Origin of the sequence: Streptomyces sp. NBC_00683 (assembly GCF_036226745.1) — a bacterium.
In the GTDB taxonomy this organism is placed as follows: Bacteria; Actinomycetota; Actinomycetes; order Streptomycetales; family Streptomycetaceae; genus Streptomyces.
Map to the genome: position 1 here is coordinate 4,943,472 of NZ_CP109013.1, position 13,779 is coordinate 4,957,250.

At 69.7% G+C, this 13,779-nt stretch carries 9 protein-coding genes; 5 read left to right on the forward strand and 4 right to left on the reverse strand.

Annotation, left to right across the window (positions count from 1 at the left end):
- Nucleotides 1-46 precede the first annotated feature (46 nt).
- Nucleotides 47-1,531 (forward strand): peptidoglycan D,D-transpeptidase FtsI family protein, encoded by a 1,485-nt coding sequence (locus OG257_RS22160; protein WP_329210000.1) that lies wholly within the window; start codon nucleotides 47-49, stop codon nucleotides 1,529-1,531.
- A gap of 49 nt (nucleotides 1,532-1,580) precedes the next feature.
- On the opposite strand, the gene OG257_RS22165 is transcribed toward OG257_RS22160, so the two are convergent.
- Nucleotides 1,581-2,795 (reverse strand): hypothetical protein, encoded by a 1,215-nt coding sequence (locus tag OG257_RS22165; RefSeq protein ID WP_329210002.1) that lies wholly within the window; start codon nucleotides 2,793-2,795, stop codon nucleotides 1,581-1,583.
- Between the two features lie 156 nt (nucleotides 2,796-2,951).
- Complete coding sequence (locus OG257_RS22170; protein WP_329215270.1) at nucleotides 2,952-3,641, reverse strand: HAD family hydrolase; 690 nt, start codon at nucleotides 3,639-3,641, stop codon at nucleotides 2,952-2,954.
- A 120-nt stretch (nucleotides 3,642-3,761) separates the two neighbouring features.
- Between OG257_RS22170 and OG257_RS22175 the strand changes: the two genes are divergently transcribed.
- Nucleotides 3,762-6,344, forward strand: coding sequence for a bifunctional FO biosynthesis protein CofGH (locus OG257_RS22175; RefSeq protein ID WP_329210004.1), 2,583 nt, complete (start codon nucleotides 3,762-3,764; stop codon nucleotides 6,342-6,344).
- 27 nt (nucleotides 6,345-6,371) lie between these two features.
- Here the strand turns inward: OG257_RS22175 and OG257_RS22180 are convergent, their stop codons facing one another.
- Nucleotides 6,372-7,307 carry an SDR family oxidoreductase gene (locus OG257_RS22180; protein WP_329210006.1) on the reverse strand — a complete coding sequence of 312 codons (936 nt, stop codon included), beginning with the start codon at nucleotides 7,305-7,307 and terminating at the stop codon, nucleotides 6,372-6,374.
- Nucleotides 7,308-7,577: 270 nt separating this feature from the next.
- Here OG257_RS22180 and OG257_RS22185 point away from each other — a divergent pair, with 270 nt between their 5' ends.
- Complete coding sequence (locus OG257_RS22185; RefSeq protein ID WP_329210008.1) at nucleotides 7,578-8,693, forward strand: ADP-ribosylglycohydrolase family protein; 1,116 nt, start codon at nucleotides 7,578-7,580, stop codon at nucleotides 8,691-8,693.
- A gap of 82 nt (nucleotides 8,694-8,775) precedes the next feature.
- Here OG257_RS22185 and OG257_RS22190 read toward each other — a convergent pair whose 3' ends face one another.
- Nucleotides 8,776-10,359, reverse strand: a complete 1,584-nt coding sequence (locus tag OG257_RS22190; protein WP_329210010.1) for a sodium:solute symporter family protein — start codon at nucleotides 10,357-10,359, stop codon at nucleotides 8,776-8,778.
- 555 nt (nucleotides 10,360-10,914) lie between these two features.
- On the opposite strand from OG257_RS22190, the gene OG257_RS22195 reads away from it, so the two are divergent.
- Together OG257_RS22195 and OG257_RS22200 are read left to right on the forward strand one after the other, a co-directional pair.
- A complete protein-coding gene (locus tag OG257_RS22195; RefSeq protein ID WP_329210012.1) occupies nucleotides 10,915-11,328 on the forward strand; it encodes a hypothetical protein in 414 nt (137 codons plus the stop codon).
- Nucleotides 11,325-13,688 carry a tetratricopeptide repeat protein gene (locus tag OG257_RS22200; protein ID WP_329210014.1) on the forward strand — a complete coding sequence of 788 codons (2,364 nt, stop codon included), beginning with the start codon at nucleotides 11,325-11,327 and terminating at the stop codon, nucleotides 13,686-13,688. The genes OG257_RS22195 and OG257_RS22200 overlap by 4 nt, the downstream gene beginning before the upstream one ends.
- Nucleotides 13,689-13,779: the final 91 nt, after the last annotated feature.

Sequence of the window (13,779 nt, forward strand, 5' to 3'; positions counted from 1 at the left end):
GCGGCCCGTGTGCGTGTGCGCTCGGCTGCCGGGGAGCGGGAGCACGATGAACAGGCCGTTGCGGCACATAGCCATCTTCTGCGGGCTGCTGATGCTCGCCCTGCTGCTCCGCACCAACTGGCTGCAGTTCACCAAGAGCGAGGAGCTCGCCACCCACGAGCACAACCGCCGGGTCAAGATCACGCAGTTCGCGACACCGCGCGGCGACATCATCGTGAACGGCAAGGCGATCACGGGCTCGAAGGAGGTCTCGGGGACCGACTTCAAGTACCAGCGCACCTTCAAGGACGGCGCGATGTACGCCCCGGTCACCGGCTACGCCTCCCAGGCGCAGGGCATGTCCCTGCTGGAGAAGACGTACGACAGCGTGCTCAGCGGCCAGGACGAGCGCTTCGCCTTCTCGAACGCCAAGGACATCCTCACGGGTGAGGAGCGGCGTGGCGGCGATGTGATCACGACCATCGACCCGAAGGCGCAGAAGGCCGCGTACAAGGGCCTCACCGACCTCGACGCGCGGGGTGCGGTCGTCGCTCTCGACCCGGAGACGGGCAAGGTGCTCGCCCTGGTCTCGACTCCTTCGTACGATCCCTCGGTCTTCGCCGGCAACTCCTTCAAGGAGGGCGACAAGTTCCAGTCGCTCGTCGACGCGAAGAGCAAGCCGCTGGCCAACCGCCCGCTGCGCGAGACCTTCCCGCCCGGCTCCACGTTCAAGATCCTCACGGCCGCCGCCGCCCTGGAGCACGGCGTCGTCACGGATGTCGACGCGGCGACCGACGCCGTCTCCCCGTACCAGCTGCCGCTCTCCAGCAACAAGATCAGCAGCGAGGCGGGCGACGGCACCTGCAACAAGGCCTCGTTCAAGACGGCCATGCAGTTCTCCTGCAACAACGTCTTCCTCGACGCGGCTTCCAAGCTGGGCGACGACAGGATGCGGGAGACGGCGGCGAAGTTCGGCTTCAACTCCGATGTGTACTCGGAGGACTTCGGCGACATGCTCGCCACGAAGAGCCTCTACCCCGGGGAGCTGGACAAGCCGGGCACGGCCCTGACCGGAATGGGCCAGGGCAGCCTCACCAGCACGCCGATGCAGATGGCCATGGTAACCGCCGCCCTCGCCAACGACGGCAAGCTGATGCAGCCGTACATCGTCGAGGAACTGCGCGGCCCGGACCTGTCCACGCTGGAGAAGCACGAGCCGAAGCTCAAGAGCCAGGCGGTCTCCGAGGACACGGCGAAGAAGGTCCAGGAAATGATGGAGTTCACCGCCAAGGAGGGCAGCGCGAAGCGCGCGTTGATCGACGGTGTGACGGTGGGCGGCAAGACCGGTACGGCGCAGCGCGGTGACGATGTGACCAAGGAGGTGCCGTACGGCTGGTTCGTCTCGTACGGCAAGAAGCCCGACGGCCAGTCGGTGGCGGTCGCTGTGTTCATCGACCCGACGGCGATGGACATCTCCCGCGAGGACATCTCGGGTGGCGGCCTCGGCGGCCCGATCGCGCGGGACGTGATGAAGGCGGTCCTCGGCAAGTAGCCCGGACCCTTCGGCCCCCGCCCGGCATGTCGCCGGGCGGGGGCCGACGTCATCCGGCGGACCGGTCCGGCAGCGCGGTGGGCGGGGCGGGGGCCGTGGCGGGCGGGTCCGGCAGGGCGGGGGCCGGGGCGTCGTCGGCCTCCGCGCCGCCGCCGGCCAGCCGCAGTGTCAGGGCGGTCAGGAGGCCGGCCACCAGGCCCCAGGTCAGGGCGGCCGGGACGCCGCCGCCGAGGCCGCCGGACAGCTGCACCAGCCCCCAGCGCATGCCCGAGTCCGCACCGGTCAGCGCCATCTGCAGCAGTTGTCTCGCCAGCAGCCCGATGACGGTCGCGCAGACCGCGCCCGCCGCCATCGCCGGAACAGTGGCCGGGGCGAGCAGTACGGGCAGCTTCCGCAGGGACCACCACACCACGGCGAGCAGCAGCGCGTCCGCGACGCGGTACAGGAGCCAGGTGCCGAGCGGCGCGCCCGCCGGGCCCGCCCAGCCGCCGAGCAGCAGCCACGTGCGAAGGAACTCGCCCGGTTCGGCGAGCAGCCGGCCGGACAGGGAGACCGTCTGGATGGATGCGGCGACCGGCTGGTACGAGAGGACCAGCAGGGACAGCGCGACCACTGCGGTGCCGACGGTGGCGGCCAGGCGGGCGGCGCGGGCCGGGACCTGCCTCAGCGGCAGCGGTCCGGCGCCCTTGGTGGTGATCCGTGCCGCGAGCACGGTTGCCGCCGCCGCGACGAGCGCGGCGAAAACGGTGATCTGCTGCCCGGACGAGCTCGAGCCCGCCAGCTGGGGCAGGAAGCGGTAACTGCCGTGCCCCCGCGAGGCGATCTGCCACGGCGCCGAGACGGTCGCCGCCAGCATCCCGGCCACCAGGCCCCAGGCCCATACCGCGAGAAACGCGGCGGTGGTCCGGCCGCGCACCGGGGGCAGCCTGCGGACCAGGAGCAGCGCCCCGGGCATGAAGACGGCGAAGAGGACGCCGAACCGGATCTGCATGGAGGTCGCGTACAGCGAGAGATAGCGGCTGCCGTCGGTGGCGGCCGCGCCCCCGGCCCCACCGGTCGCCTCGGCGTTGTACCGGAGCGAAGCCGGAGCGTCGTACGACCAGGGGGCGAGCCAGTGCTCGAGTTCGGCGGCCGCCCGGCCGCCGAGCACCTCGGTGGTACCCGCCAGGTGCAAGGCGTTCACGCTCGCCCCCGCCCACCACAGAAGCGCTGTGAGCAGCAGTCCTCCGGCAAGTGCCGGTATCGCCGCGCGCCGGTATGTCATGTTGCTGCCCCCGCCTCGATCACACACCCCGTCAATCCCCTGGCGGGTTGGAGGCTACGGGGTGGTGATCACGTGGTGATCACGGTCGGCGGGCCCTTCGACCATGGGCTGTCCCACGTCCTGGGAACGTGGCGGGGACGCCCGGTCCGGCTCCGCTCACGGGACCGACCGGAGGCCGGTGCCGATGCGGGGCGCCACACCGGAGGGTGCCGCGTTCACGAGCGCCGGCAGGTCCGTCAGTGCGTTGATGCACCAGTCCGCCGTCTCCGTCACGTCGGGGTGGTCCGCCCACCAGTGCCCGTACGCGCCCCGGCGGATGTGCGCCGCCCGCAGGCCGAGGGACTTGGCCGGGAACAGGTCGTTGGCCGGGTGGTCGCCGACGTACAGGGTGGCGTGCGGGGCCGCGTCCGAGACCTCCAGCACGCGCTCGAAGAACTCCCGGTCCGGTTTGGCCACACCCCACTCCTCCGACGTGACGACCACGTCCGCGGGAAGGTCCAGGGCCCTCAGCAGTTCCCCGGCCCGGACGGTCTGGTTTCCGGCGATCACGATCCGCAGGCCGAGCGCGCGCAGTTCCGCCAGGGCCGGGCGGACGTCGGGGTAGAGGTCCGTCTCGTCCAGGTGCTCGCCGCGTCCGGCTGCCGCGCGGGCGTGGTAGGCCTCGGCGACGTCCATGTCCGGGCGCAGGATGCGCAGCGCGTCCGTGCAGTCGCGGCCCTGCACGACCGCGGCGCCCACCAGTGCGCTGACGGTGTGCGGCGGGACGCCGAGCCAGTTGGCCCAGGAGGCCCAGTGGCGGTCGTCGCGGACGAGGGTTTCGCCGATGTCGAAGACGATCGTTTCCATCACCGGACCGAGCCTACGGGGCAAGTGCGACATAACGGCCAAGGCGCCAGGAGGGGCCGGACGGTTGCTGCGGGCAGAGGCCCTGATCCGGGCAGGTCGCGTCGCTCGTATGCTCGGCTCATGACCGATCCTCAGCTCGGACGCCCGACCACCAACGCCATGCGGCGCGCCCTCCGCCGGGCACGCGACGGAGTCGCCCTCGATGTGGCCGAGGCCGCCGTACTGCTTCAGGCGCGAGGGGACGACCTCACGGATCTCGCGGGGTCCGCGGCCCGGGTGAGGGACGCGGGGCTCGACGCCGCGGGCCGCCCGGGAGTGATCACGTACTCCCGCAAGGTCTTCATCCCGCTGACCCGGCTCTGCCGGGACACCTGCCACTACTGCACCTTCGTCACCGTGCCCGGGAAGCTCAAGCGCGCGGGGCACGGGATGTTCCTGTCGCCGGACGAGGTCCTCGACATCGCCCGTAAGGGTGCCGAACTGGGCTGCAAGGAAGCACTGTTCACGCTCGGCGACCGGCCGGAGGACCGCTGGCCCGAGGCGCGGGAGTGGCTGGAGGCCGAGGGGTACGACGACACCCTGGCCTACGTACGTGCCATGGCGATCCGGGTGCTGGAGGAGACGGGGCTGCTGCCGCACCTCAACCCCGGCGTGCTGACCTGGACTGATCTGCAGAGGCTCAAGCCCGTCGCGCCGTCCATGGGCATGATGCTGGAGACGACGGCGACCCGGCTGTGGTCGGACAAGGGCGGCCCCCACTACGGGTCCCCGGACAAGGAGCCGGCCGTCCGGCTGCGGGTGCTGGAGGACGCCGGACGGTCCAACGTCCCGTTCACCACGGGCATCCTGATCGGCATCGGCGAGTCGTACGAGGAGCGCGCCGACTCCCTGTTCGAGCTGCGCAAGACGGCCCGCGCCTATCACGGCATCCAGGAAGTCATCGTCCAGAACTTCCGCGCGAAGCCGGACACCGCGATGCGCGGGATGCCGGACGCGGAACTGGAGGAACTGGCCGCCGCGATCGCCGTGGCCCGCCACATCCTGGGCCCCTCGGCCCGCATCCAGGCCCCGCCGAACCTCGTCGACGCCGAGTACGCCCTGCTGATCGGCGCGGGCATCGACGACTGGGGCGGTGTCTCGCCCCTCACCCCGGACCATGTGAACCCCGAGCGCCCCTGGCCGCACATCGACGAACTCGCCGCCCGTACTGCCGAGTCCGGATTTCAATTGCGTGAACGTCTCACCATCTATCCGGAGTTCATCCAGCGCGGCGAGCCCTGGCTCGACCCCCGCCTCGTCCCGCACGTACGGGCGCTCGCGGACCCCGAGACCGGTCTGGCGAAGGAGGGGGCGATTCCCGCCGGGTTGCCCTGGCAGGAGCCCGACGAGGGCTTCAACGCCTCCGGCCGCACCGACCTGCACCGCACCATCGACACCGAGGGCCGCACCGGCGACCGGCGCGACGACTTCGACGAGGTGTACGGGGACTGGGAGGCGCTCCGGGAAGCCGCCGCTCCCGGCATGGTCCCGTCCCGCATCGACGCCGACGTGCGCCAGGCGCTCGGCCAGGCCGCCGACGACCCGACGAAGCTCACCGACGACCAGGCGCTCGCCCTGCTCCACGCGGACGGGCCGGCGCTGGACGAGCTGTGCCGGATCGCGGACACGCTGCGCCGCGACGTGGTCGGTGACGACGTCACCTACATCGTCACGAGGAACATCAACTTCACCAACGTCTGCTACACCGGCTGCCGTTTCTGCGCCTTCGCGCAGCGGCGTACGGACGCCGACGCGTACACGCTCTCCCTGGACCAGGTCGCCGACCGTGCCGCACAGGCCTGGGACGTCGGTGCGGTCGAGGTCTGCATGCAGGGCGGGATCCACCCGGACCTGCCGGGCACCGCGTACTTCGACATCGCGCGGGCCGTGCGGGAGCGCGTCCCCGGAATGCACGTCCACGCGTTCTCGCCGATGGAGGTCGTGAACGGCGCGACCCGCACCGGCATGTCCATCCGCGACTGGCTGATCGCCGCCAAGGAGGCCGGACTCGGCTCGATCCCCGGCACCGCGGCCGAGATCCTCGACGACGAGGTCCGCTGGATCCTCACCAAGGGCAAGCTGCCGACCGCCACCTGGCTGGAAGTCATCAGGACCGCCCATGAGGTGGGCCTGCGGTCGTCCTCGACCATGATGTACGGCCACGTCGACCAGCCCCGGCACTGGCTCGGCCACCTCCGTACGCTGGCCCGCCTCCAGCAGGAGACCGGCGGCTTCACCGAGTTCGTGACGCTGCCCTTCATCCACACCAACGCCCCGGTCTACCTGGCCGGAATCGCCCGCCCCGGCCCCACCGACCGGGACAACCGGGCCGTCACGGCGATGGCCCGTCTGCTCCTCCACCCGCACATCACCAACATCCAGACCAGCTGGGTGAAGCTCGGCACCGAGGGCGCGGCCGAGATGCTGCGCTCGGGGGCCAACGACCTCGGCGGCACGCTGATGGAGGAGACCATCTCCCGGATGGCGGGCTCCAGCTACGGCTCGTACCGGTCCATCCAGGACCTCGTCGCCATCGCCGACCTCGCGGGGCGGCCGGCGAAGCCGCGTACGACGCTGTACGGAGAGGTGCCCGAGGAGCGCATCGGGGCCGCGGCGGCGTCGGACGGGCACCTGCCGGAGCTGTTGCCGGTGCTGGAGGGCTGAGGTCCTTCCGGCCGGCGTACGGGTCCGTCACCGGTATCCCGTGGCGTCGGCCGGCTTGCCCGCATCGACGACCTCGGTCAGATAGCGCCAGCAGTCGGGGCGGGAACCGTCGAGGTCGGTGAAGCCGTACTCCTGGGCGAGCTGCCCGCTGGACAGGGACTGCCCGTTCCAGCGGGCGAGGCCGGCGTCACCGGCCAGAGCGGCGACCGCGCGCCCGACGTACGACGGGCTTTCCGAGACGCAGAAATGCGGCACCTCGGTCAGCGCGTCGCGCCAGTTCTCCTCGGCCACGCCGAAACTGTCGAGCATCATCTCCGAGCGGAGCCAGCCGGGCGTCAGTGCCACCGCTGTCCCGCCATGAGGCCTCAACTCGTGGGCCAGCACGAACGCCATCCGCAGCACGCTGTTCTTGACCAGGTCGTAGAAGTAGGAGTTGCGATAGTTGGCCCCGTTGTACGCGGAGGTCCCGTCGGTCATCTCGACGACGAGCCCGCCCGGGGACCGCACCAGCAGGGGCAGCACGAAGTGGCTGGTGATCGCGTGCGTCTCCACGCCCAGCCGGAGCAGGCGCAGTCCGTCGTCGAGGTCGTGCTCCCAGACCGGCTTGTCGAACGCGAACAGCCGCTCGCCGCCCCAGACGTCGTTGACGAGCACGTCGATCCGCCCCTGCTCGGCATCGATGCGCTCGGCCAGCGCACGGACCTGCTCGGGCACCAGGTGATCGGTCGGCACGGCGATGCCGGTTCCGCCCGCGGCGGTGACGAGTTCGGCGGTCTCCTCGATCGTCTCGGGCCTGTCGTACTCCGAGCGCCGTTCCCGCGTGGTGCGGCCCGTGACGTAGACGGTCGCACCCGCCGCGCCGAGCCGGACCGCGATGCCGCGCCCGGCGCCCCGGGTGGCCCCCGCGACCAGGGCGATCTTTCCGTGGAGCGCCGGTTCCGATGTGGTCGGTGTGTCGGACATGAATCCCCTTGAGGTCCTGATCTGTCTGTACGACCCGGTCCAGGTATGCCATCGACGACCGGGGAAACCATGCTCGTCGCCAAACACGACACCTTGTGTCTTGTTTTTTTGGGGACTACCAGGCCGGGCAGTTCGGATAACCCGGACAGTGCGGCGCCCCCCGGCCGGCGCCGCACTCCGTACATACCGTTCCGGCCCTGAGCCGGCCCTTCCAGTTCGATTACAGTGCTTGCGCAGTCGCACGCCGGTGAGCGGATGGGAAGGGGCACGGTGACCACAGGGACCACAGCTGTCTGGGGCCGTGCGGAGCAGCAGGACTTCCGCAGCCGGGTGCGCGGGTCCCTGCTCGGCGGCGCCATCGGCGACGCGCTCGGGGCGGGTGTCGCCGGGCTCACCCTGGAGCAGATCCGGGCGGCCCACGGTGTCGACGGCGTGGTGGACTTCGTGCCCGCGCACGGCAGGCGCGGGGCCGTCACCGCCGTCACCCAGCTGACCCTCTTCACCGTCGACGGGCTGATACGCGCCCAGGTCCGGCGTGACACCGGCGCCTGGCACCCGCCCACCGATGTGCACCGCGCCCATCTGCGCTGGGCGGCCACACAGAGCGCCTGGGGGCCCGACGAACGCCGCAAGGACAACGGCTGGCTCGCCCGGGAGGAGTGGCTGTACACACGCCGCGCACCCACCCGGGAGTGCCTCGTCGGGTTCGGCGACGCCACCATGGGAACGCTCGCCGTGCCCAAGAACCCCGCGGCCCGTGACTCGGCCGCCCTCACCCGCTCCGCGCCCTTCGGACTGCTCGTCGGGTGGGAGTCGCAGCTCGTCCTCCAGCTGGCGGTCGAGTGCGCCGCCCAGACCCACGGCCACGCCACCGCCCAGCTGGCAGCCGGAGCCCTCGCCGTCCTGGTGCACGGGCTGGCACGCGGAGACACCCTGGACGGTTCGGTCCAGCACGCCCTCGGGCTGCTGGCGGACCGACCGGGCAACGAGCAGGTCACCGAAGCACTGCGGCAGGCCCTCGGTTCCGTACGGCAGGGCATTCCGGGGCCGGCCCTCATCGAGGCGCTCGGCGACACGGACTCCGCGGAGGAGGTCCTCGCCGTGGCGCTGTACTGCGCGCTCGTCGGCGAGGACGTGCGGCACGGGCTGCGCCTCGCCGTGAACCACTCGGGGCCGTCCGCGGCCACCGGGGCCGTCTGCGGGGCCCTCCTCGGGGCGCTGCACGGTGAGACGGCGCTGCCGCCGGCCTGGCTGGCCGAACTCGAGGGGCGTTCGACCGTCCTCGAACTCGCCGACGACTTCGCGATGGAGATGACCCAGGGGCCCGCCCTGCACAGCCCGACCGCTGTGGCTCCCGGCTGGCTGACCCGCTACCCGCGGGACTGACGGAAGGGGGGAGGGGCGGGACAGCAGTGGGCGGACGCCGCCGCGCCCGCCCACCGTTCGTGCGTCCCTGTCGGAACGACGGTCAGTCCTTCACGCCTTCCGGGACCGCCGTACCGTCCGGGCCGGTCTTCTGCGCCGGAACCGCGGCTGCGCCGGCTTCGCCGTCAGGGCCCCCGCCATCCGTGTTGATCATCTCGATGAGCGCGTCGCGCTCGGGGGTGTCCTCGGGCTTGATGAACCCGATGACGATGTAGAGCACCAGCGAGATCGCCAGCGGCAGCGCCACCTGGTACTGCAGGGCGACGTCGGTCTTCACCGAGCCGTCGAAGTTGTAGTTGGTGAGGTAGAACGCGAGCAGACCGGCTGCCCAGCTCGTGAGCGCCGCCGTCGGCCCCGACCTGCGGAACCTGCGCAGCAGGCCCAGCATGAACGGAATGGCGATCGGACCCATCAGGCCGGCCACCCACTTGATGACGACCGAGATGATGTCCTTGAACGTCGGCGAGTTGATCTGCGTCGCCAGTGCCATCGACAGGCCGAGGAAGGCGAGCGTGGACAGCCGCGCGGCCAGCAGACCGCTGCGGTTGCTCCAGGTGCGGGCCGCCTTGGAGAAGACCGGCGCGATGTCCCGGGTGAAGACCGCCGAGATCGCGTTGGCGTCGGAGGAGCACATGGCCATCGTGTGCGAGAAGAAGCCGACGACCACGAGGCCGAGCAGACCGTGCGGCAGCAGCTGCTCGGTCATCAGCGCGTAACTGTCCGAGGCGTCCGGCTTCTTGGCCTCGACGAGCAGCGGCGCGACCCACATCGGGAAGAACAGGATGACGGGCCAGACCAGCCACAGGACCGCGGACAGGCGGGCCGAACGGGTCGCGGAGCGTGCGGAGTCCGTGGCCATGTAGCGCTGGGCCTGGTTCCACATGCCGCCGTTGTACTCGAAGGTCTTGATGAACAGGTACGCCAGCAGGAAGGTCGTGGTGTACGGACCGGCCGTCGGGTCCGTGTGGCCCTCGGGGAGCTTGTCCCAGACGGTCCACAGCGAGCTGAACCCGCCCAGCTCGTTCAGGACGATGACCAGCATCGCGATACCCGCGAAGAGCTGGATGATGAACTGCCCGAGCTCGGTGAGCGCATCGGCCCACAGGCCGCCGACCGTGCAGTAGACGGCCGTGATGGCGCCGGTGATGAAGATGCCCTGGGTCAGGGAGATTCCCGTGAAGACGGAGAGCAGCGTGGCGATGGCCGCCCACTTGGCGCCGACGTCCACGATCTTCAGCAGCAGACCGGACCAGGCCAGGGCCTGCTGGGTCTGCACGTTGTAGCGGTTCTTGAGGTACTCGAGCGGCGACGCGACGTGCAGCCGCGAGCGCAGCCGGTTCAGCCGTGGTGCGAAGAGCTTCGCGCCGATACCGATGCCGATGGCGATCGGCAGCGACCAGGTCACGAAGGATGTGACGCCGTACTGATACGCGATACCGGCGTAGCCGGTGAACATCACCGCGCTGTAGCCCGACATGTGGTGCGAAATGCCCGACAGCCACCACGGCATCTTGCCGCCGGCAGTGAAGAAGTCGCTGACATTGTCCACGCGCTTGTGCGACCAGAGTCCGATCGCGACCATCACACCGAAGTATCCGATGAGCACGGCCCAGTCGAGACTGTTCATGTGCCCCCTCCAGGGGTCCGCCTTGTGAACGGGAACGCACTTCGTCAGTACGGCCGTTCAGCGGGGCCCCCGTGCGGGAACGGGGACTTTGGGGATTGAACCGCCTGTTCGGGTCCTCGGTCAAGGTTTTCGCGATCAGGGATGTGAACACAGATCAGCAAGGCGAACGATTTTACTTGTTCTTGACCTTGCGAAGCGTTGTAGTGAACGTGACAGCGGCCACACGATGAGCGGGCACTTCGTCAGGCTGTGCAGAGACAGAACCAAAGCATGAGCGCTGAGAACGCAGAACGACCGCACGGGATGCGGGTCCCGTGCGGCCGGAGAAGGAGGAGAGCTGAACCGATCGAAGGGTTCCGGCGCCGGAGCAGCTGTTCGCTGCTCCTGACCCGGGCGGGCAGTCCGCCCGGCGCCCGGAAGCGCCCGAGGCAGGAGGCCGCGGCACCACTGTCCGTGGCCGACTGACGCGGTTCCACCTGACAGCGACAATCCGTCGCACCTAGTGTGGTCGCTCTGTCCAGGCACTGAACAGGTGCCGACGGAGTGGGGGCATGGATGGACGCGCAGTTGATCGAGCTGGCACGGTCCGCGGGGGCCACTGTGGTCACGCTCATGGCGACCGACGCATGGGAGAGGACCCGGGACGGCATCGTCTCCCTCTGGCAACGGGCCAGTCCCTCGCGTGCTGAAGGTGTCCAGGACGAACTCGAAGCGGCTCGTGACGATCTGCTCACCGCCAGGGAGACCGGCGACGAGCTGACCGAGCAGGAACTTCGTGATGCCTGGACGGGCCGTGTGCGACGGCTGCTCACCGAAAGGCCGGACATCGCCTCGGACTTGCGGCGGATCCTGGTGGAACTCGATCCCGAGGTGAACGACGCGCCGCGGAGCGTGCAGATGCGCGCCGAGGCATCCGGTAGCGGCCGCGTCTACCAGGCCGGGCGCGATCAGCACATCAACGAACGGTGAGCGGGACCGAGCCGCACCCGGAGCATCTCGTGCAGGGCAGGGCATCGGGGCAGGGCCGTGTCTACCAGTCGGCCGGCGATCAGTACGTCACCGAGAACCACTACCACCAGGCGCCGGGCCAGAGTTCATCCCTCTTCGGGCCGTCCATGCAGCGAACGGTGGTGCGGGCGAAGGAAGGTCGGGCAGGTGACTGGCCCGCACCGGATTCCGTACGCACTCCTCTCGTAGGCCGGACTCCGCGGATACTCAGGGACCGCGCCGACCTGATGAGCAGGCTGACGGACGCTGTCCGGAACGAGAGCGGCGGAATCCACGTTCTCCACGGAATGGGCGGCTGCGGCAAGACCGCTGTGGCTCAGACCCTCTTCAACGAGGTCGCCGGGCGCGAGGGCCGCACAGGGCTGTGGGTCAACGCCTCCGAGCGGGCCACGCTCCGTGCCGGAATGCTTGCCGTAGCTGCCGATCGTGGTGCGGAGACCTCCGAGCTCGCCGCGGCGCACGAAGGGCGCCGCGCGTCAGCCGATCTTGCCTGGCATTACCTGAACCATTCGGCACAGCCGTGGTTGCTGGTTCTCGACAACGCAGATGATCCCGCGGCTCTTGAAGAAGGCGCGTGGCTCCGGTCCAGCCCGCAAGGAACGGTGCTCGTGACCACGCGCGCAGCCGGCTCACGTGTCTGGAGCGGCGCGGAACTGCACCAGGTGGGTGTACTTCCGCTGGAGGACGCCGCATTGGTGCTGCATGACCTTGCTCCGGACGCGGGCACTCCGCACGATGCGGAGACCGTGGCCAGAAGGCTCGAATGCCTCCCGCTCGCCCTGACCTTGGCCGGATCCTTCCTGTCCCGTCAACTTCTGGAGAACTGGTCCATGAGCGACTATCGGCGGCACCTCGACGAGAACCCCACCGAATTGATCGACAGGGGTGCGGCGCCGGGCAGTTCGGAGGGAAATGCGCGGCAACTCGTGGGGCGGACATGGGAGATCTCGCTCAACGCCCTGGCCGATGCCGGCATTCCCGAGAGCGAGTCATTGCTCCGCCTGCTCTCCTGCTGGAGCTCCGACCCGGTTCCGCTGTCGCTGCTGCGCCCCCTGTCCGTGGGCGCCGTCGACCTCGGTGCTGTAGAGCCGGCGCTGCCCGCCAACCGGGTCGAAACCGCGCTGCGGGGCCTGCTGGATCATTCCCTGGTCTCGCTCGTCGACTCCGAGGAGAGCGGCGAAGTCGTGAGATGCGTCAAGACGCACGGAGTTCTGCTCGACAGTGTCGCGGCAGCGGTACCGAATGATCAGAAGTCGCTGTTGGTTCAGGGGGCGGCGCGTCTGCTCGCCTCGCAGATTCCCGCCGAGGTGGGCAGGGGAGTGGCGGGAGGCCGAGTACGCAGACTGGTCCCGCACGTGATGAATCAGCTCCGGCTGGTGGAGGACCGCGACGCCGGAATCAGCGTGGTCGGGGTTGCGAATCCGCTGACCCAGCACGTTTTTGCGAGCGGGGACTATCAGGCGTCCCTGCATGTGTCCCAAGCCGCCGTGAAGGTAGCGGAAACGTATCTGGGGGAGGATCATCCGCTCACCCTCGGCGCCGGCCACAATGCGGCCCTGGCTCTCTTCAGGCTGGGGCGATTCGAGGACTCCGAGGCACTGCACCGAAAGGTCCTGGACGGGCGGGAAAGAGTTTTCGGTGAAGAACACCCGGAAACCTTGGAGAGCTTCCTGTCCTTTCACGAGCCTCTTGGTCAATTGGGGCGAGTGGAAGAGTGTGTGGCAGCGCTGAAGAAGGCTCAGGAAGTCCGAGGACGAGTTCTGGGTGAAAATCACCCGGACACTCTTTATGCCCGGGCGCTCCTCATCGAATACTTGGCCGTTGCCGGCGAAGTCGAAGAATTTGACCGCGTGGGGCCCGAAACGATGGCTGTCTGCGAGGAGCTTCTCGGTAATGACTCATTGGCAACCGTCACGAGTCGCCACAATCTCGCCTTCGGCCTCTACCGCCTCGGCAGGTACGAGCAGGCCGAACCGCTTGCGCGAAGGGCCCTGTCGGACCGGCAGCGCGTCGGGGGCGACGAGCACCCGCTGGCTCTGTCGGCCGCGGTCCTCCTGAGCTGGATCCTGGCCGAGCGCGGGGCGCTGGAGGAGTCGATCTCGTTCGCCAGGGTTGCGGTGAACGGCCAGGAGCGGGCTCTTGGGCCTGAGCACCCCTACCTGCTCACGAACCGGACAGGGCTGGCCGCCTCCCTGGCGGCCTTCGGTCGCGTGGCCGAGGCCCAGGCGCTTGCGCGCCTGAATCTGCCGCTGTGCGAGCGCGTGCTGGGCGGCGACAGCCCTGTCACGGCGAGGACCCGCAGCTTGTTGGCTGCTCCCTGAGTGAGCAGTGACCCTCTCGGCCAGGACGGCGGACCAGTCGAGAGGGTGTGGCTGGGGCGACTTGCGTGAGCCGGCCGACCTTTCGGTCAGG

Bases quoted from the DNA above. Each gene is read 5' to 3' on its own strand.
- OG257_RS22160 (WP_329210000.1), top strand. From the start codon at position 47: ATGAACAGGCCGTTGCGGCACATAGCCATCTTCTGCGGGCTGCTGATG.
- OG257_RS22165 (WP_329210002.1), bottom strand. From the start codon at position 2,795: ATGACATACCGGCGCGCGGCGATACCGGCACTTGCCGGAGGACTGCTG.
- OG257_RS22170 (WP_329215270.1), bottom strand. From the start codon at position 3,641: ATGGAAACGATCGTCTTCGACATCGGCGAAACCCTCGTCCGCGACGAC.
- OG257_RS22175 (WP_329210004.1), top strand. From the start codon at position 3,762: ATGACCGATCCTCAGCTCGGACGCCCGACCACCAACGCCATGCGGCGC.
- OG257_RS22180 (WP_329210006.1), bottom strand. From the start codon at position 7,307: ATGTCCGACACACCGACCACATCGGAACCGGCGCTCCACGGAAAGATC.
- OG257_RS22190 (WP_329210010.1), bottom strand. From the start codon at position 10,359: ATGAACAGTCTCGACTGGGCCGTGCTCATCGGATACTTCGGTGTGATG.
- OG257_RS22195 (WP_329210012.1), top strand. From the start codon at position 10,915: ATGGACGCGCAGTTGATCGAGCTGGCACGGTCCGCGGGGGCCACTGTG.